Genomic DNA, 18,344 nt, shown 5'->3' with positions numbered 1-18,344 from the left:
TTTGTACTTTTGCAAGAACCGTGATAATTGAGAATAATGATTAATTACCAAGTTTAAATAATTGTTTCATTTCTATTTTTAATAAACCCGTGAGAATAAGATTAATATTTTCGTTAAAAAACAAAGGTGCTTATTTACCTTTCCATCACCAGTACATCTTGGCTCAATTCCTGAAAGGATTGATTGTAAAAGGCGGCAGGGAGGAATTTTTTAACTACAATTACTTCAATTTCTCTGGTCTTAAAGGTCAGACCAAAGTAAGTCGAAGCGGACTTCACTACTACTCGAGCTTAGTCACTCTAGTGCTTTCATCACCCAATGAAGAATTTATGGACTATTTGCTGGAGCAGGTATTCGAAACTCCCAAAATTGAGTTAGGAAACCTTATCCTTTCCCCTGAGTACACAGAACAGGAAACGGAACCAACATTGGAAGTATCAAACAAATTTGTTTGTATCTCTCCATTGGTATTGTTGACACCTGCCTTCAATGATGAATCAGGAAAAAGATTTATCAACCCGGATACAGATGAATTTTCTGACCTGTTGTATGAATCTACCTTGACAAGGATGGAAAGATCAGGATGGTACAACCAAGAACAAATGGAGTCATTCTACAAATTCCAAGTTGTACCTGACATGAATTATGTAAATAAGTTGAGAGAACAGCAAAAGAAATTTGCTAGAATCTACTCCGTCTACGACATGGATGTCAAATATGAAGTAAGAGGGTATACTTTACCTTTTACACTATATGCTGCTCCAGAGGTACAAGATTTTGTGTTTAAGTGCGGATTGGGTGCTTTCACCCACAAAGGATTTGGTATGCTAGACCTTGCAAACCATGCTCCCAACCAACGCGCTGAACCCTACAAGTTCAAAAGAGAAGGTTTCATTCCTTACAAAGCCCAAGACAGACCTAAGTCCGGGGAAATGGAAGAAGGACAAGAGGAACTTTAAAACAATAAAACCGGCCGAAAGCCGGTTTTATTGTTTTATTTACTTTTTCATTCTCTGTATCACTATTTTTCAATCAGGTTTAAAACTGACAGTGTTCATCAGAAATGAGCCCCAAATATCTACCCCTGTTTCAGTCTGGAAAATAATGTACAAATCTTCCCTTCCATTCGTTTCTTCTATTTGCAGACTGTAATCAAACCATTTATCCCGATTGTTTTTTGGCCTGTTATCTTCATTTAAAACCGGTGTCTTTCCGACAATTTTTCCACCTATTCCGCCAACCCTTACCTCAAACCACCCTGTTTTTTTATTGGGATCTATAGAAAAGACCAATCTTCTCACGTCTCTAAGATCAATGTCACTGAATCCAATGTAGGATAAGTTCTCGGTAAACTTGACCAATTTTGAATCCTCCCAATTGGCTTTTGCAGTTCCTTTGAAATAATCAGCATCAGCAGCCTGAAGCATCGGATTTCTCAGCACTATCTGATCCCTTCTCAAAATGGGAGAGATACCATTTGCCCCTTTATCCTGATAGCTTACTGTCAGGAGGTAGGTTCCACTCAAAGTCCCTTTGGCATGTTGGTTTAAACTCAAAACGCCTTTCGCCGCAATCCGGTTTTTGGGATTGGATTGCCGGTTTGGAGACAAGGAAAGAATATACTCTACCATTTCACCAATGTCTCCTTGGGATAGGTGGGAATGGCTTGGCATCTGTCGCTCACCCCAAACACCCCCTCCACCATTGGTGATTTTCTTTACAAGATAGTTTTTGCCTGATGGATCACTTTCATATTTGGCTGCCACTGTTGCATAACTTGGACCAATGGATGGATTGTCAATGCCATGGCAGGCATTGCAACCACTCTTGACAGTCAGATTCTGACCCAATAAACTAACTGAAGACATTTCCTGCTGATGCCCTTCCGCGGCTTCCACCCTATCGAAACCATTTTTCAAATAATCCCACGTGACCATGATCTTATCCTCTGTAATGACACCATCCTCACGGTCTGTGACAGTCACATGGTAATCAATCGAAGGATTTCCCCAATAAAATGATTGGTTGTTATCCATTTGAATTGAAATTACCGGAGGCTCATTGCCCACCGAAACTTCCAATTGATAAGTGGCAATTTTCCCTTCACTGTCTTTGACGGTCAGAGTCGGTTTGAAAATTCCCGTTTTTTTAAAGGTGAATGTCGGATTTTGTTCTCGCGACTGTATTTTCCCTGTTCCTTCAAAATCCCATTCATAGATCAACAAGCTGTCTCCTTCATCAAAATCCATGCTCCCTTCACTGGAGAATTGAACGGTCAAGGGCGCTGCTCCCTGGTTTTTATCCGCAGCCGCTTTGGCCACGGGCTTTCTGTTTCCGGCACTGAATTCTATTTTGAACAAACCTGAATCGTCATTTTGAGCCGCCCAATAAGTCCCATATTCGAGCACATAAAGAGAACCGTCGGGTCCAAACTGCATGTCCACCGGCTTATCAAAAACTACACTGGGAAGAAACCTTTCCATGGAATCCAAATCGGAATTCTCATCCATGCTGACTGTGAAAATCCAGTTCCGCATCCAATCATAGATAAACAGTTTACCATGATAGTATTTTGGAAATTTCACGTCTGTCTTTGGAAACAAGTCATGGTAGTAAACAGGTCCTGCCATGGCATTCCGCCCTCCTGAACCCAATTGGGGAAAATCCTCAGAGTCAGCATATGGATACCAGATAAATGCCGGTTGGGCGGGCGGAAGTTGCTTGACTCCGGTATTGTTTGGAGAATTGTTGACCGGTGCCTTGGGATCATATTCAAAAATGCTTTGCTGCTTTTCAAAATCATAATACCAATACGGCTTATTGTTTGCAATCAAGTATGGCCATCCAAAGAAGCCTGCTTTCTTGGCTTGATTGACTTCATCGTAACCTCTTGGCCCTCTTTGAAGACTGTCTTTTGTGGCATCAGGTCCGACTTCTCCCCAATATAAATACCCGTTCTTTTGATCAACCGAAATTCTGAAGGGGTTTCTATTTCCCTTGACATAAATCTCAGGACGGGTATCAGGAGTTCCTGCAGGAAAAAGGTTGCCCTCAGGTATAGTATATGTCCCGTCGGGCTGAGGTGTAATTCTCAATATCCCTCCACGAAGGTCATTGCTATTGCCGGAACTTCTCTGTGCGTCGACGTTTTCGGGCCTTCCTTTTCGCTCATCGATGGGATTGTAGCTGTCAGATTCGAAAGGAGTGGTGTCATCGCCTAGTGAAAGGAAAAGATTCCCTTTATTGTCAAACTCAATAGAGCCACCACTATGGCAACAGCCCCTAAAATGGGGAATCTCCAACATGATTTTTTCAGATGTCATGTCTATCATGTCATCTACAAGCGTAAATCTTGACAAACGGTTGATGCTGACAGTTCCTACAGGAGCATAATAAAGGTAAATCCAATTATTCTTATCAAAGCTGGGATCCTTTGCCATTCCCAACAAACCATCTTCCCCATCAAAGTAAACGTTCAGATAACCGATTTCTTTGGTTCCTCCATTAGAGGGCTCATACATTTTGACTCTCCCTTTTCTCTCAATGAATATCACCCTACCATCACTAAGCACCTCCAATTCCATGGGTTCATCCAGTTTTTCCACCAAAGCGACTTTGGTAAAGCGGCTATCCTCCGGCTTTTCAGTGACAAATTTTTCCTCTTCCTTTTGGCAGGAGGAAAAAACAGTAAGCATCGCTGAAAAAAGAATTATGGGTAAAAGTGGTTTCATGGGCCTTATGGGTTTGAGATAAGACCAAGATATAGAAAATAAGGTTTAAACAAATAAAAAAATCCCCTAGAGGCTAGGGGATTTAACAAATGGATTTTGGAGTAATTAAAATTTAAATGATAGGCCAAGCATCAATTGTTGGAATCTGAAATCACCATCTCCTGTGAAGACATTATCAATGTCTACGGTTTGCCCGTTTAGAACTCTCTCATACCTGAGATCCAATCCGACATTCCCAAGATTGAGTCCGATTCCAAATTGATACCCTGCATTGAATTTGTCATATTCGAAGTCCCGCAACTCGTCTTCTATGTAGTAATGGAAAGAAGGCCCTGCGAATACCGAAACCAGAGGCCCGAGAAGATTGATTCCTACCAAAACCGGAGCATCAAGTCTTTGGGTTTGCAGTTGGACTGAATTGATTTCTGATTTTAAATTGGTATAATTAAGTTCCGGTCTGAGAAAAACAGGTCCTGCATTTACCTTCCCGAATAATCCCAAATGGTAGCCAAGGTTATTTTTTGGAGATCCCCAAATCGCCTCAGCATCCTTAAAATACTGTCCGTTTGAATTGTAATTTAATCCTCCTTTGATTCCAAACCCTCCACTGGTTTGAGAATACCCTGAATGGCAGAATACCATCAGGACAAACATGATTACGCTTGCTTTCAATGTAGTTTTCATAATAGTTGGTTTATGTGAATTGAAATATATTTTCAGCAAATGATGTCATGGTTGACGCATATCTGACAATTCTTTTTTGAGCAATTGTTAATCTTTGCAAACACATTCATCTGATTTGCTGTTAGTAAACGTATATCTTCCGGATTCTTGTATAATTTGAATGTCCAGAAAATGTCGTTATTCAATTGTCTTTATAGACAGCAACCGAATCCCAAGTATGCCAATTATCTAAAATCATGCCCCATTCAAATTCAATAATCAAAACAGTCAATAAGATCATGGCCTTTTCAAAAAAAATCCTTTATCTGGTATTAATTCCTACTTTCAGTCTTTTGGTGTTTTCCTGCTCAAAGGCAGAAAATGGAAAACAAAAAAGTGAAAATTCCGATGCTCCTGAAGAAATTTATGATGGACCTACAGCTTTGGCCACTTTTGCAGGTGGATGCTTTTGGTGTATAGAAGCTCCTTTTGAGGGAGTTGACGGTATTGTATCTGTGGTTTCCGGCTATGCCGGTGGCAAAGAAAAAAATCCAACCTATTCGGATGTATCAGGAGGAAAAACAACCCACAGAGAATCTGTACAAGTCACATTTAATCCTGATATCATCAGTTATTCGGAGATATTGGAAATTTTTTGGCAGCAATTTGACCCCACGGACGAAGGCGGTTCTTTTTATGACAGGGGATTTCAATATACTTCTGCAGTATTTTACCATGACAAAATTCAAAAAGCGGCTGCAGAAACTTCCCTTCAAAAGCTTTCCCAATCAGGTAAATTTGACAAACCCATCGTGACTCCTTTGATCAAGTTTACTAACTTTTATCCGGCGGAAGATTACCATCAGGATTATTATAAGAAGAACCCGACCGAGTATTATGCTTACAGAACAGGTTCGGGAAGGGATGCATTTATTGCAAAACATTGGCCTGTAAAATTGGAAGATAAATACAAAAAACCTTCTGACTCAGAGTTAAAGAAAAGACTCACAGAACTTCAATACCAAGTCACCATGCATGAAGAAACTGAGCGGGCATTTACCAACGATTACAATGAAAACAAAGAAGAAGGAATCTATGTCTGCATTGTTTCGGGCGTGCCTTTGTTCAGTTCTTCGGATAAATATGAGTCCTATTCAGGTTGGCCGAGTTTCACCAAACCGATCGATGCCCGCGTCATCGGCAAACCAACCGATACCGCTTACGGAATGATGCGTGTGGAAGTCAGGAGCAAACTCGGTGATTCCCATCTTGGGCACGTATTCAATGACGGACCCGAACCTACCAAACTTCGGTATTGCATGAATTCAGCCGCCATGAAATTCATCCCAAAAAAGGACATGGAAAAAGAAGGTTACAAAGATTGGCTTTGGGTAGTCGATTAAAAAAAACCTGCACAAAGGTGGGTCAATCTCAATTCGGCGTAATATAACGATTGATCCTAGGACTGGGTGGAATTTGTAATTCCACCCTTTTATCTTTTCCAATTTACAATTGGACTATTCAACCAAACACCCTAACGAAAGGTAATTCTTGGTAAAATGAATTACAAATTCATATAATAGAAAAGGGTAGTTACAAACTACCCTTAGCGGTTACGCCATTCTACTCCCAGATAGGGATCATTTCCAAACGCCTTGTCCTACCCTTTTATCTTTTCCATCTGCGACAATTGTCGGGATGTAATTTGATTCAACCAAACACCCAAACGAAAGGTAATTCTTGGTAAAATGAATTACAAATTCATATAATAGAAAAGGGTAGTTACAAACTACCCTTAGCGATTACGCCATTCTACTTCCTGACGGGGAATTCTACTAAAATGTGGGATTCCCTAACTGGTAAGTGAATTAATGTCTACTTAAATTGTCTATAAAATACTCCAAAAATAATGATGTTCTATGTTTCACATCTGAAGCTAAGTTGGTTGAGTTTGCCCTTAGAAATTCTTCAACACGAGTTACATCCTGTCTTTGAAGCTGATTGTTCTCGAATTTAAACAACAATTCAACCAATTGTATTCCCAGTTTCTCCTCTGCCAGCAATTTGTCTTCGGAAAATTGATCGCACGAGGATAATGAAAATTTTGCAAACTCAACAAAAATATTCCTGCAAGATGGATCTGATTGGAAAGCCAGTGCTATAAGGCATATTGCTCGTCTTGTTCTCATTCTTCTTTCATCAACTGAATCATCATATTCAGACCTTCCGTTCACTTAGAGAGTTAATAAAATCTTCTCTTTTTCTTCATTGACTGCGCTTTCATTTTCTAAATATTGTTTGGCTGAATTTTTCAGCATTTCATTAATTTTTTGAGACTCACATGTCTCAATCGGGTTTAGTTCATGCAACATTAGCAGAGAAATAGAAAATTGTGTTGCTTCATCTAAGGTGGAAACCTTCTGAGAGAATGCCGCATTCACATGAAAAATCAAAAGTATGATTAGTGTGTATTTCATCGTTTATTGTTCTCTAAATAATATATTATTCCGTCCGCTATTTGATTCCCGATTTCAAAGGAATTAGTTTTAAAAATTTCTAGATCACCTACTCCCGTATAGAATTATCTTCAGTTCAAAGAATATCCTTCACTAAAGATTGATATCTTCCTGAGATGTCAAATACCAAATCCCGTCGATCTGCTCAAATTTTCTTCTAAAAACAAGACCCAAAAAGGATTTCGATTTTACTTCCTCTCTCACTGATCCTCTGTGGTTCTCAATAATATGGCTAAAATGCGAGGTATCGATTTTGGACAATCCTACATATTTCCAATCTTCCATTTCCCAAAAATATACAGAGTCAAGAGCGCTCATTTCCTCGGTATTCAAGCCCGGAAGCGGGAACTTGACACGACTCAATTGAAATAATGAGTCGTTATTGAATTTTCGATAGAAATCATCAAAATCCTCTACAAGAACATTAGATTTCTGATTACAAAAACACATGACTATCAAGATAAAAGTAATGAATGCTATTGAAAATCTATCTTTACCGAAAACCCCGTTTGATCCAATCTTCCACACTTTGAAGCAACTCATAAATTTTAAACCAGCTATTTTTTCTGGTTGTCTCAGTTTTTTTTGATCCTTCATTTCTTTTTGAATTTGGTTTCGAATCGTTTTTTCCAGAACTTGAACAAGTCATTTTTGACCTCTGACTCCACCCTTTTATCTTTTCCATCCGCGACAATGATCGGGATGTAATTGGATTCAACCAAACACCCTAACGAAAGGTAATTCTTGGTAAAATGAATTACAAATTTTACTAAATAAAAAGGTATAGACAGAATCTGCACCTAGCGCCTTCACCTTTCTACGCTCAGGGATTAATGATTTTGGGCTTTGGATGAGGTTAAAATAAATGCCCAAATAAATTGTTGTTTAATTGAAGCATTTATGAGAAATTGGTTTTCAGATTTATAGTTTAAATTGCACAATTTCTGTAATTGTTTAAAGAATCTAAAAACCAACCAACATGAACAAATTCGTTAAAATCGGCATTTTTGCCCTCATCATTATCCTTGCAGGAGTATTCTATTGGAGGTATTACTTTGTGTTCAGTGAAGGTGTCAAAGGCGGCACGCTCAATTATTTTGAGAAAAAAGGATACGTCTTCAAAACCTGGGAAGGCCGTATCGTTCAGGAAGGTTTCCAAAGTCCTACTGCCGGTGCCCTTCAAAGCAACGAGTTTAGATTCAGTGTTCAGAATGAAGCTCTTGTTGAGCAGCTTGAGCGTGCAGGTGGCAAATTCGTTGAACTTCGGTACAAAGAGTACCTCAATTCTTTACCTTGGAGAGGCGCAAGCGAAGTAGTAGTCTATGAAATCATCGAAATAGGCGGGAGGGGCGAGGTCAATACCGAGTTACCCATGAATAAAAACTGACCTGAGAATCTAAATTTTCCAAAAAAATCAAATAAAAAACTCCAACAGAATTTGAACCTGTTGGAGTTTTTATTTTTTCTACATTTTGATTATTTAGTCCAATAATCCACCACCAATACTTTGTCAAAATGTGGCCCCAATACTGCACCAAAAGCCTTATGGTCAGGATGTGGAAGGTAAATGTCTCTGTCTGCTTCAGAGGCAAAGGTTAGAAAAAAGCAATGCGTAAAGCCTTGATCCAATCCTTCAGGACTGTTATTGGTTCCCCATTCGATTGACTTGATGACATCAATCTTTGATGGAAGTGCGGTGAAGGCATCTACCACTTTCTGAATGTCCGCTTCGGCAGTACCATCTTTGAACTTAAATAAAACAACATGTCGCAGTGCTTTGTCCATAGTCACTATTTCTTTTTCGATTACTTTTTCAATAATTTTTTCCTCTTTTTGGGGAGCTTGGCAAGCTGCAAACAGCAGCAGCGAAAAAGCCAAAATCATTAAGTTTCTCATGGTTGAAGGTTTTTGGTTATGGTAGCAATTTGAAAAATAAAGATGAATGGTTTCGACCGTTTATCCAATTTTCTTATTGGATTCAAAATATTTTCAGAACTTAAAAAGGACATTAAACCTCCCTGACCATTTATTGTTGTCAGCCAGAAATTAAGAACAATGAGAAAACTCCAAAAACAACCAAACATCTTATTTATACTTCTCCTCTTCTTAGTAATAAACCAAAATTCTTTTTCACAGCAACTCAGCATAAAAAATCTGCACGGGGAAGTCGAAGTATTTCGGGACAGCAGCGGGATCAACCATATTTTTGCCAAAAACGAACAGGACCTTTTTTTTACCCAAGGCTACATGGCTGCCAAGGACCGCTTATTCCAGTTTGAAATCTGGAGGAGGCAGGCCACGGGAACCTCGGCAGAAATCTTCGGGGAAAAAGAATTGGATCGGGATAAAGGGGTAAGACTTTTCAAATTTCGAGGAGATAAAAAATCCGAATTGGCCCATTATCATCCGCGGGGTGAATTGATCATTGATTCATTTGTGGAAGGAGTCAACACCTACATTTCAGAAGCCCTCCAATCGCCGGAAAACCTTCCAATAGAATTCAAGCTTTTGGGCATCTTACCTGAATTTTGGACTTGGGAAGTAGTCATTTCCCGCCATCAAGGACTGCTAGAAAACGTCAAAGATGAATTGAATTTTAGCCGGATTGTAAGTCTCATCGGAGCCGAAAAAACGAAAGGAATCCACTATTTCCACCCTAATGAACCCATTTTGGTTCTTGACAAGTCTATCCCGACAGCGTTGCTGTTCAAGGATATTCTTGCTCCCTATAATGCTTTTCGGAAAAGCATGACCTATTATCCTGAATACATCATCCCGGAAGCCCGAAACAATCCCGAAAAATTCCTTACCCAATTACTGGATTATGAAACCGAAATTCAGGAAACCCTCGAGACTGAGAAATTTTCCATCGGTAGCAACAATTGGGTAGTCAGTGGCAAATTAACTGAAAGTGGTTATCCTATCATGGCAAATGACCCCCATAGACTGATCGCAGTTCCTTCGCTTAGGTATATGGTTCACCTCCATGCACCGGGTTGGGATGTGGTTGGCGCCGGAGAACCTGTGATTCCCGGAGTATCGATAGGTCACAGCCAATTTGGAGCTTGGGGTTTGACGATTTTCGAAACAGATAACGAGGACATGCGCATCTATGACATTCATCCCGAAAATCCGCACCTATATTTCCATAAAGGAAAATGGCATGAAATGGAAGTGATTTCGGATACTATCAAGGTAAAAGGAAAATCCGATGCTGTTGTGAAACATTTCTATACCATCCATGGTCCGGTGACATTCGTAGATCAGGATCTGAAAAAAGCAGTTGCAGTACAGTGTGCATGGCTTGAAAAGGGCGGCGCACCCTATTTGGCTAGCTTGAGAATGAACCAATCGACAACTTGGGAAGAGTTCAGAGATGCCTGTACTTACAACCACATTCCGGCTGAAAACATGATTTGGGCAGACAGGGAAGGGAACATCGGTTGGCAGGCAACAGGAATCTCACCCATCAGAAATGGTTTTTCGGGTTTGGTAGCAACTTTGGGAGATGGAAGTAAGGAATGGGACGACTACTTGCCCATTTCTGAGAGACCACATGATTATAACCCTGAAAATGGTTTTATAGCCACCGCCAATGAAAACGTAACTCCGGCGGACTATCCACACAAAAATGCCCTAGGTTATGAATGGTCTGACTCGTATCGCGGTGACCGGGTCAGGGAAGTTCTCGGAGAAGGATCCAATTTTTCAGTGGAAGAAATGGGAAAGCTTCAAAATGACTATCTGTCGCTTCCTGCAAGAACTTTGGTCCCCTACTTAAAGGATCTTGTTTTTGAGAAAAATGAAGCCGGAAAATTGAGGGATTTGCTTTTGGATTGGGATTTCAAGCTGGGAAAGAACTCTATTCCAGCAGGAATTTATGTCATGTGGGAAAGAAAAATCAGAGAAAGAATAAAGGAAATCTCAGTTCCCAAAGAGGTTTTGGGTTTGGTCGGCAGCATACAAATGACCCGTGTGATAACTTGGATAGAGCATCCAGAAGGTTTATTTTCCAATAATCCCGCTATGGAAAGGGATAAGTTTCTCGTAAATTGCTTTGAGTTGGCTATTCAAGAACTCGAGTCAAAACTTGGAAAAAACAGCAACAACTGGCAATACGGTCAGACTTCCTACAAACATGCCTACATCACACATCCTTTGAGCCCTGCCTTGTCGGATGCCTGGAAGAAAAAATTGGATGCAGGTCCGGTGGCGAGAGGTGGTTACAGTTTTACACCCAGTGCAAATGCCTATGGGGACAACAATACTTCAGGTGCTTCATTCAGGATTGTAGTCGATACCGGTGATTGGGAAAAGACCATTGGCATCAATACTCCCGGTCAATCAGGCAATCCCAATAGTCCATTTTATAGAAATCTATTTCCTATTTGGGCGGCGGACGAGTTTGTCAATATACCCTTCGGATACGATAGAGTCAAAAAAAACGCAATCGAGCGAATCTACTTAAAACCAATGAACCCATGAAAATCCGACATATTTTTATCAGCTGCCTGCTTGCCTTATCAGGTTTCTATTCATGCAAACAAAAAGAGGTTGAAATCCAGGTGTTTCCTTATGACAGCCACATTGAGCTCCAATGGCCAAAAATTGAGGGAGCAAATTCTTATTTGATTTTTGCCAGTTTGGATGGAGGCGAATTTGCCCAAAGAGCCGAAACTTCGGACACGTTGCTGATGGATTTTTGGATGAATAAGGAAGATGGAAGAAAGCCAATAGACTATAAAATCGAAGCAGTCACCAACAAAGGGAAGAAGGAAGTCGCACAGATAACCACCCAAACCCGTGAAATGAATGAGGAAGAATTATTGGACATGGTTCAATTTTACACCTTTAGGTATTTTTATTATGGTGCAGAACCTACTTCCGGCATGGCGCCTGAAAGGATTCATATCGATGGCGAATACCCTGAAAATGATGCCCATATTGTCACCACAGGTGGAACAGGATTTGGGATTTTTGGATTGATAGCAGGAATTGAAAGAGGTTGGATAAGCAAAGAACAGGGACTAGCACACTTTGAAAAAATGGTCACTTTCTTGGAAAAAGCTGACCGATACCACGGTATATGGGCACATTGGATGGATGGCCAAACAGGCAAAACCAAACCTTTTTCTCCAAAAGACGATGGTGCAGACTTGGTAGAATCCGCATTCCTGGTGCAGGGACTCCTAGCGGTAAGGGAATATTACCGAAACGGGAACAACGATGAAAAGGCATTATCCCAAAGAATCAACAAACTTTGGGAAGAAATGCAGTGGAATTTTCATACCAAAAACGGGGAAAACAAATTGTATTGGCATTGGTCCCCCAACTTTGGATGGGAAATGAATTTCCCCTTGGAAGGATACAATGAATGTCTGATTACCTATGTCCTGGCGGCAGCTTCACCAACTTTTACCATTGACTCTGCCGCCTACCATAAAGGATGGGCACGGTCCGGAAGTATCAAAAACCCGGTGGAAGCATTCGGATTTCCTTTACAGCTCAGACACAATTATGCCGAAAAAATGGGAGGTCCATTGTTTTGGGCCCATTACTCTTACATGGGCTTGGATCCAAGGGGATTGAATGATGAGTATGCCGATTATTGGCAGGAAAACCAAAACCAAACCCTGATCAATCGAGCTTGGTGTATAGCAAATCCAGGAAACTTTAAAGGATATGGAGAAGATCTTTGGGGATTGACTGCCTCCTACTCTATCAATGGCTATAATGCCCACCATCCGGGAAATGATACAGGGGTTATTTCTCCGACTGCGGCACTTTCTTCCATTCCTTACTCCTATGAAGAATCTATGAAAGTGTTGAAAAACCTGTATTTCAACTACGGTGACAAGGTTTTTGGAAAATATGGTTTCTATGATGCCATGAGTCCGGAACATGAATTTTTCCCAAAAAGATATCTCGCAATTGACCAGGGACCAATTGTGGGCCTGATCGAAAATTACCGCACAGGCTTGGGTTGGAAGCTGTTCATGCAGGCTCCAGAAATCTCCACAGGCTTGGAAAAACTCGGATTTTCAGTCAACAAAAATGGATTGGAGGGGCAGTGATAGACCCTAGGAATAATAAAAAATCCATCGGTCAGTTGCCTGCCGATGGACTTTAACACCATTCAACCCAATCAATATTTTAAACGATTTCGTAAGGCCATCTGATAATTCCGCCGGCCATATTATAAGTGTATTCAAATCCCATTTCACTCATGATTTCGCAAGCCTGTCCGCTCCTGTTTCCACTTCGGCAGTAGATATAATACTTTTTATCCTTGGGAAGGTTTTGGATTTGGGACATAAAGTTTGGACTCATCATGTCAATGTTCCTAGCTCCTTTCAATTTTCCGGAGTGAAACTCCCCTGCAGTCCTCACATCAAGAATCACAGCATCTTTGGCAGTCATACCTTTTTGGAAATCTTCACAAAATAGGTCTGTATATTTTTTTGGTTTAGTTCTAAAGAAATCAAACATGTTTTTTTCGTTTTATTATGATTACAAAGTTATGATCAGAAATACTTCCAAACCGTAACCAAAATCACATAGGATTTTTTGCTTCTGTTTGATTCTCTAAAGGTTTTGAGAGCTTACCGGTCAGTTGGAGGATGGAGAGTCTGATCAACAATGCCCAAGGAATGGCATGGTAAACAAAATCAAACCAATCCAAAGCAGCCATCCCTTTGGCTCCACCAGCTATCCATTTGATCTTTCCCCATATATGTGGCTCAGGGACAAAAGGGGCCAAACCTAAAGTCAGGCTGAGGATAATGACAAAGCGCCAGTTATTGAGGGTTGCTTTCATGTTGCTTTTTCTTTATAAAAGGGTAAGTGATCTGTTGGAAGAAAGTCTTGGGAAATTCTTCCATTCCTTCAAAACCCAATGGTTCATCTCTGCCTTCATGGGGAATATAATTGGTACCAAAAAGGTAATCCCAAACACTGAGGGTGATGCCGTAATTGACTCCGTAAGGCCTGTCTTTTGGCAAAACTTTCACATGATGCCATAAATGCATGATGGGATTATTTAGAATATATTTCAGCGGACCATAGGTGATTCTCAGGTTGGCATGGTTGAGATGACCGATGGCCGTGGTGAAGATATGCACGATAAAGAAGTCTTCCAGACCAAAGCCAATCATTGCCAAAGGGATATACTGGGCAGATTTGTAAAGGATGGTTTCCATCCAATGGAATCTCAAATGTGCCGCAAAACCCATTTCTTCCACAGAGTGATGGACTTTATGGAACTCCCAAAGGATCGGAACCCTATGCAATACCCTGTGGACATTCCATTGAATAAAATCCGCAACCAAGAATAACAGCAAAAATTGGGACCATCTTGGCCAGGTTTCAATATGTAAGGCCACCATATTTTCAATCCCGAATAATCCCAAGAAGTCATTGAATGCTTCTACCGCAACATTGGAAATGGCATTGTAGGCGATCAGGGAAAATAGGAAATAGTTGAAAAACATATAAAATCCGTCCAGCCAAAAATCCTTTCTGAAGACTGACTGGTTTTCCCTCCAAGGGCGAAAAATCTCCAATAACCAAACCCCAACCGATAGTCCCAATAACCACCAAAAGTAATTGTGCCAGGAAGGGTAAAACATTTCGCTGATGAGGTAATTCCAATAACCATAGTAGGAATCCCCGATGATTTTGATGTATTTCTCCAATTCCATATTCTAGCTTTTTTCATTTAAAAGAAAAAGGACAATCCACATGATTGCCCTCTTTCGATACTCCCATAAACCACAACTAATTATCTTTGTTTTCGGCTTGGAGGGATTTTCACCTTTTTCCCAAGCTTACTTTTTTTTGACCAACTTAGAATTCCAATTAACTTATTCGGAAATAGCTAAGACCAGTTCTCAAAAACCCTAAACTCTGGGTCTGAAATATTAACTGTCTTATTATTACAATTCAAAAGTAATCACAACAACCACATAAAAATGTGACGAATGTTACATTTATTCATGATTTTAATCTGAAAAAGTACCTTTAATTTCAGAACTCATGAAAATATTTGGAGTTATTTGAGCAAAAACTATAAATGGACAATATTTTCTGGAATGAAAAGTTTTCTCAAACTCCTAATTTATATGGAGAGCATCCTAATGAGTTTGTAAAATCATATATCGATTCGACGCCAGCCGGCAAAATCCTTTTTCCGGGAGAGGGAGAAGGCAGGAATGCCCTTTATGCTGCTTCTATGGGTTGGCAGGTGACAGCCATTGACCAAAGTGAAACCGCCAAAAAACATTGTTTACAAAAAGCCGAAAAATTAGGACTTCGGATCGAATACCATGAATGTGATGCTTTGGTGTATATACCCGAACCGGAATCTTTTGATGTGGTTGCTTTGGTGTATTTTCACCTGCCAAAAGAAATATTGGCTGAAGTTTATTCCAAATTTGAGAAAGCCTTGAAAGCGGGAGGCAAAATGATTATTGAAGGTTTTGGTAAAAAGCAGCTCCAATACCAATCAGGAGGTCCAAAAAATCTTGATATGCTTTATGAACTTTCAAGTTTAAAATCAATTTTTAAAAACCTAAAATGGGAAATCGAATTTGACGGGATAATCCAACTGAATGAAGGCGTCGGTCACGTCGGTGAGGCACATGTTATCAGATTGGTTGGGGAAAAAATCAAACTATAAACTGATGAATATCAGCTTTTTGTTTTTTAAATTCTCTTAAATTGAGACCAAATAAAAGCCCATAAAGCTAACAATAGCTAAACCCTAACCTGACATGGCCATGAAAATTCTTGTTCCCACCGACTTTTCAGACAATGCAAACAATGCATTGGATTTTGCAACAAAAATCGCCTTAAAGGAAAAGGCTTCTATAACGTTGATGTTTGCCTTTTATGCCGTGTATGATTTCGCAGCCCAAGCCACAGAAATCGTCAATCAAATAGAATCAGATGCGAGAAAAGCTCTAAAAAAATCTGCGAAAGAAGTTACAGCGCTTGGAATTGAAACTGAATTCAGGATTGTCCAAGGTGCCATAGCTTCAGCAGTAACAGCACTCGCATACAGAGAGGAATTTGACTTGATCATCATGGGAACACAAGGTGCAGGAGGTATAAAAAAAGCCCTAATGGGTTCAAACACGGGACATGTCATCAAAGAAAGTAAAGTTCCGGTTCTGGCAGTTCCCCAAAATTCAAAATGGGAGAACTGGACTAAATTCTCCATAGGCCTTGAACTGGATAAGGAGGAGGAAAAATTCTTCAATTTATTGTTTAAACTAACCGGCCACATGAGCCTACCTTATGAATTTTTTCATGTCAAAACCGAAGATAGTTTTGAGAAGGAAATTGGATTGATAGGGCTCGAGGATGTGCTTAAGGAAAAGTATAAAAATGAGAAAATCAGCTTTGTTGTAGAAGAATCTTCTGATGTCAACTCCGGTATAGAATCTTATCTCAAAAAAAATCCGGGATCTATTTTGGTTATGTTTTACAAAAACAAATCATTTTTTGAATACCTATTCAACAGAAGCACGAGTCTGGAGATGGCTTACCATACCCACGTGCCACTTTTGGTGATCAAGTGAAAAAGGGGAAAGATTAGAGGTAAAAGGTAAGTGGTTAAAGGTAAGAGGTAATCGGTTTCCACCTCTTACCTTTTTCTTCTTACCGTATTAACCAATAATCTTTATCCAAGATTTAAGCATCCACCCTCTCCTCAATCCACTTGACAATATCTCCCATGATTTCCTCCTTTTCATATTCATTGACCAGTTCATGGAAAAGGCCTGGATATTTGTTAAAGGATTTATCATGGGATGAAATTTTCCCAAAAAACTCCTCTGATCCTTTTGGATTGGTAAGCATATCACCGGTCCCGTGAAGCAAAAGTACCGGAAGTTTGAATTGACTGGCTTTTTGTTCTATTTCCCTCATCATCCTGAGCAATTCGTAGCCTGTCCTGGCAGGAATCGCTTCATGGTAATTCAAAGGATCTTCATCATATTTTCTTACTTCTGCAGGATCGTGCGAAACTTTGCTGCTATCCAATTTCAATACCTTTAATCTTGGAGCTATTTTACTCACCACTGAAGAAGCTGCAATAAGTAATTTGGAGACATCATCTGCAGGCTTCAAAGCTGCGGCACTTAGGACAATCCCTTTTGCATTTGGCTGGTATTTCAACACATAGGCGGCAACCAATCCGCCACCCATACTGTGTCCAAAAATAAATGCAGGGACATTGGGCACGTAAGTTTTTACTTTTCCGAATAAAGCATCGATGTCTTTGAGGTAATCCTCATGATCGGAAAAGTAGGCATCCGGCTTAGGAAGACAGGATTTGCCATGTCCCCTCCCATCGAAGGTAAAGACCGCAATATCTTTATCCACAAGCTTTTTGGCCAAATGGGCATACCTGGAAGAATGCTCACCCAAACCATGAACTATCAGAACAGCTGCTTTTGGTAATTCCGGCATCCAAGCCTGAAGGTAAAGCTTCAAGCCATCATGAGTCGTATAACTTGTCTCCAGATGTTTCATTAAGGGATCCATTTGATGTCTTTGAAATTCGGTTTTCTCTTTTCCAAAAAGGCATTTCTTCCCTCTTTTGCTTCCTCTGTGCCGTAGGCCAACCTCGTGGCTTCCCCTGCAAAAACCTGCTGCCCGACCATACCGTCATCCGTCAGGTTCATCGCAAACTTCAACATTTTGATGGATGTTGGGGATTTGGCTAATATTTCCTGTGCCCATTCATAGGCGGTAGCCTCCAATTCGGCATGTGGAATCACGGCATTGACCATTCCCATTTCATAGGCATCCTGTGCAGAATAGTTTCTGCCGAGGAAAAATATCTCGCGGGCTTTCTTCTGTCCCACCATTTTGGCAAGGTACGCCGAACCATATCCACCATCAAAACTCGTCACATCCGCATCGGTCTGCTTAAAAATGGCATGTTCTTTACTCGCCAAAGTCAGGTCACAGACCACATGCAGGCTATGTCCTCCTCCTACCGCCCAACCGGGAACAACGGCTATGACGACTTTTGGCATAAACCGGATCAAACGCTGAACTTCCAGAATATTCAATCGGTGGTAGCCATCCTCTCCGACATACCCTTGCTGACCACGAGCCCTTTGGTCACCACCAGAGCAAAATGAATAAATGCCGTCTTTTGGTGAAGGTCCCTCTGCAGAAAGCAAAATTACTCCTATTGATGTATCCTCTTGGGCGTCATAAAAAGCATCATAAAGTTCTTTGGTGGTTTTTGGACGGAAAGCGTTCCTTACCTCAGGCCTGTTAAAAGCAATTCTTGCCACGCCATCACATTTTTTATAGGTTATGTCTTCGTATTCCTTAGCGGTTTTCCAATTGATCTCCATGCTATTTTTGGTTTAATTATTTTACGCAAGATAACAGCCTTAAAGGAATTTTGTTGATT

Annotated in this window: 17 protein-coding genes; 7 read left to right on the top strand and 10 right to left on the bottom strand. The window is 40.4% G+C overall.

The features are described from left to right. The first annotated feature begins 89 nt into the window (after positions 1–89). Complete coding sequence (gene cas6, locus DQW11_RS12605; protein WP_113924433.1) at positions 90–959, top strand: CRISPR-associated endoribonuclease Cas6; 870 nt, start codon at positions 90–92, stop codon at positions 957–959. A gap of 69 nt (positions 960–1,028) precedes the next feature. Here the strand turns inward: cas6 and DQW11_RS12600 are convergent, their stop codons facing one another. Both DQW11_RS12600 and DQW11_RS12595 read right to left on the bottom strand, forming a co-directional pair. Next, positions 1,029–3,731, bottom strand: a complete 2,703-nt coding sequence (locus DQW11_RS12600; protein WP_113924432.1) for a PQQ-dependent sugar dehydrogenase — start codon at positions 3,729–3,731, stop codon at positions 1,029–1,031. 105 nt (positions 3,732–3,836) lie between these two features. After that, positions 3,837–4,415, bottom strand: coding sequence for an outer membrane beta-barrel protein (locus tag DQW11_RS12595; RefSeq protein ID WP_113924431.1), 579 nt, complete (start codon positions 4,413–4,415; stop codon positions 3,837–3,839). 278 nt (positions 4,416–4,693) lie between these two features. Between DQW11_RS12595 and msrB the strand changes: the two genes are divergently transcribed. Beyond that, positions 4,694–5,797 (top strand): peptide-methionine (R)-S-oxide reductase MsrB, encoded by a 1,104-nt coding sequence (msrB, locus tag DQW11_RS12590; RefSeq protein WP_113924430.1) that lies wholly within the window; start codon positions 4,694–4,696, stop codon positions 5,795–5,797. 831 nt (positions 5,798–6,628) lie between these two features. Here msrB and DQW11_RS12580 read toward each other — a convergent pair. Both DQW11_RS12580 and DQW11_RS22265 read right to left on the bottom strand, forming a co-directional pair. Beyond that, positions 6,629–6,871 carry a hypothetical protein gene (locus tag DQW11_RS12580; RefSeq protein ID WP_113924428.1) on the bottom strand — a complete coding sequence of 81 codons (243 nt, stop codon included), beginning with the start codon at positions 6,869–6,871 and terminating at the stop codon, positions 6,629–6,631. 132 nt (positions 6,872–7,003) lie between these two features. Continuing rightward, positions 7,004–7,228 carry a hypothetical protein gene (locus tag DQW11_RS22265; RefSeq protein WP_157966109.1) on the bottom strand — a complete coding sequence of 75 codons (225 nt, stop codon included), beginning with the start codon at positions 7,226–7,228 and terminating at the stop codon, positions 7,004–7,006. A 661-nt stretch (positions 7,229–7,889) separates the two neighbouring features. Between DQW11_RS22265 and DQW11_RS12570 the strand changes: the two genes are divergently transcribed. Continuing rightward, positions 7,890–8,297 carry a hypothetical protein gene (locus DQW11_RS12570; protein ID WP_113924426.1) on the top strand — a complete coding sequence of 136 codons (408 nt, stop codon included), beginning with the start codon at positions 7,890–7,892 and terminating at the stop codon, positions 8,295–8,297. Between the two features lie 89 nt (positions 8,298–8,386). Here DQW11_RS12570 and DQW11_RS12565 read toward each other — a convergent pair whose 3' ends face one another. Continuing rightward, positions 8,387–8,806: a Dabb family protein gene (locus DQW11_RS12565; protein ID WP_113924425.1), complete on the bottom strand. Its 420-nt coding sequence runs from the start codon at positions 8,804–8,806 to the stop codon at positions 8,387–8,389. Between the two features lie 159 nt (positions 8,807–8,965). Here DQW11_RS12565 and DQW11_RS12555 point away from each other — a divergent pair, with 159 nt between their 5' ends. Next, positions 8,966–11,395 (top strand): penicillin acylase family protein, encoded by a 2,430-nt coding sequence (locus tag DQW11_RS12555; RefSeq protein WP_113924423.1) that lies wholly within the window; start codon positions 8,966–8,968, stop codon positions 11,393–11,395. Beyond that, entirely contained in the window at positions 11,392–12,984 is a 1,593-nt protein-coding gene (locus DQW11_RS12550; protein WP_113924422.1) for a glucoamylase family protein, read from the top strand. Before DQW11_RS12555 ends, DQW11_RS12550 begins: the two co-directional genes overlap by 4 nt. Positions 12,985–13,063: 79 nt before the next feature. On the opposite strand, the gene DQW11_RS12545 is transcribed toward DQW11_RS12550, so the two are convergent. The 3 genes from DQW11_RS12545 to DQW11_RS12535 form a co-directional block, all read right to left on the bottom strand. After that, the gene (locus DQW11_RS12545; protein ID WP_113924421.1) at positions 13,064–13,399 is read right to left on the bottom strand and encodes a rhodanese-like domain-containing protein; all 336 of its coding nucleotides are present in this window, start codon (positions 13,397–13,399) and stop codon (positions 13,064–13,066) included. A 64-nt stretch (positions 13,400–13,463) separates the two neighbouring features. Then, on the bottom strand, positions 13,464–13,727 hold the full coding sequence (locus DQW11_RS12540; protein ID WP_113924420.1) for a hypothetical protein: 264 nt from the start codon (positions 13,725–13,727) through the stop codon (positions 13,464–13,466). Continuing rightward, a complete protein-coding gene (locus DQW11_RS12535; RefSeq protein ID WP_113924908.1) occupies positions 13,708–14,604 on the bottom strand; it encodes a sterol desaturase family protein in 897 nt (298 codons plus the stop codon). The genes DQW11_RS12540 and DQW11_RS12535 overlap by 20 nt, the downstream gene beginning before the upstream one ends. Positions 14,605–14,981: 377 nt before the next feature. Here DQW11_RS12535 and DQW11_RS12530 point away from each other — a divergent pair, with 377 nt between their 5' ends. Together DQW11_RS12530 and DQW11_RS12525 are read left to right on the top strand one after the other, a co-directional pair. Beyond that, positions 14,982–15,587 (top strand): class I SAM-dependent methyltransferase, encoded by a 606-nt coding sequence (locus DQW11_RS12530; protein ID WP_113924419.1) that lies wholly within the window; start codon positions 14,982–14,984, stop codon positions 15,585–15,587. A gap of 100 nt (positions 15,588–15,687) precedes the next feature. Next, positions 15,688–16,491: a universal stress protein gene (locus DQW11_RS12525; protein ID WP_113924907.1), complete on the top strand. Its 804-nt coding sequence runs from the start codon at positions 15,688–15,690 to the stop codon at positions 16,489–16,491. 112 nt (positions 16,492–16,603) lie between these two features. Here the strand turns inward: DQW11_RS12525 and DQW11_RS12520 are convergent, their stop codons facing one another. Beyond that, positions 16,604–17,446 carry an alpha/beta hydrolase gene (locus DQW11_RS12520; protein WP_113924418.1) on the bottom strand — a complete coding sequence of 281 codons (843 nt, stop codon included), beginning with the start codon at positions 17,444–17,446 and terminating at the stop codon, positions 16,604–16,606. Further along, complete coding sequence (locus DQW11_RS12515; RefSeq protein WP_113924417.1) at positions 17,446–18,285, bottom strand: 1,4-dihydroxy-2-naphthoyl-CoA synthase; 840 nt, start codon at positions 18,283–18,285, stop codon at positions 17,446–17,448. The genes DQW11_RS12520 and DQW11_RS12515 overlap by 1 nt, the downstream gene beginning before the upstream one ends. Between the last annotated feature and the right edge of the window lie 59 nt (positions 18,286–18,344).

The organism is Cognataquiflexum aquatile (assembly GCF_003316845.1).
Classification (GTDB): domain Bacteria; phylum Bacteroidota; class Bacteroidia; order Cytophagales; family Cyclobacteriaceae; genus Cognataquiflexum; species Cognataquiflexum aquatile.
This window is presented reverse-complemented; position numbering and strand designations above follow the sequence as displayed.

Coding starts and splice junctions, on each gene's coding strand:
- DQW11_RS12600 (WP_113924432.1), bottom strand. CDS start 3,731: ATGAAACCACTTTTACCCATAATTCTTTTTTCAGCGATGCTTACTGTT.
- DQW11_RS12595 (WP_113924431.1), bottom strand. CDS start 4,415: ATGAAAACTACATTGAAAGCAAGCGTAATCATGTTTGTCCTGATGGTA.
- msrB (WP_113924430.1), top strand. CDS start 4,694: ATGGCCTTTTCAAAAAAAATCCTTTATCTGGTATTAATTCCTACTTTC.
- DQW11_RS12580 (WP_113924428.1), bottom strand. CDS start 6,871: ATGAAATACACACTAATCATACTTTTGATTTTTCATGTGAATGCGGCA.
- DQW11_RS22265 (WP_157966109.1), bottom strand. CDS start 7,228: ATGAGCGCTCTTGACTCTGTATATTTTTGGGAAATGGAAGATTGGAAA.
- DQW11_RS12570 (WP_113924426.1), top strand. CDS start 7,890: ATGAACAAATTCGTTAAAATCGGCATTTTTGCCCTCATCATTATCCTT.
- DQW11_RS12565 (WP_113924425.1), bottom strand. CDS start 8,806: ATGAGAAACTTAATGATTTTGGCTTTTTCGCTGCTGCTGTTTGCAGCT.
- DQW11_RS12555 (WP_113924423.1), top strand. CDS start 8,966: ATGAGAAAACTCCAAAAACAACCAAACATCTTATTTATACTTCTCCTC.
- DQW11_RS12550 (WP_113924422.1), top strand. CDS start 11,392: ATGAAAATCCGACATATTTTTATCAGCTGCCTGCTTGCCTTATCAGGT.
- DQW11_RS12545 (WP_113924421.1), bottom strand. CDS start 13,399: ATGTTTGATTTCTTTAGAACTAAACCAAAAAAATATACAGACCTATTT.
- DQW11_RS12540 (WP_113924420.1), bottom strand. CDS start 13,727: ATGAAAGCAACCCTCAATAACTGGCGCTTTGTCATTATCCTCAGCCTG.
- DQW11_RS12530 (WP_113924419.1), top strand. CDS start 14,982: ATGGACAATATTTTCTGGAATGAAAAGTTTTCTCAAACTCCTAATTTA.
- DQW11_RS12525 (WP_113924907.1), top strand. CDS start 15,688: ATGAAAATTCTTGTTCCCACCGACTTTTCAGACAATGCAAACAATGCA.
- DQW11_RS12520 (WP_113924418.1), bottom strand. CDS start 17,446: ATGAAACATCTGGAGACAAGTTATACGACTCATGATGGCTTGAAGCTT.
- DQW11_RS12515 (WP_113924417.1), bottom strand. CDS start 18,285: ATGGAGATCAATTGGAAAACCGCTAAGGAATACGAAGACATAACCTAT.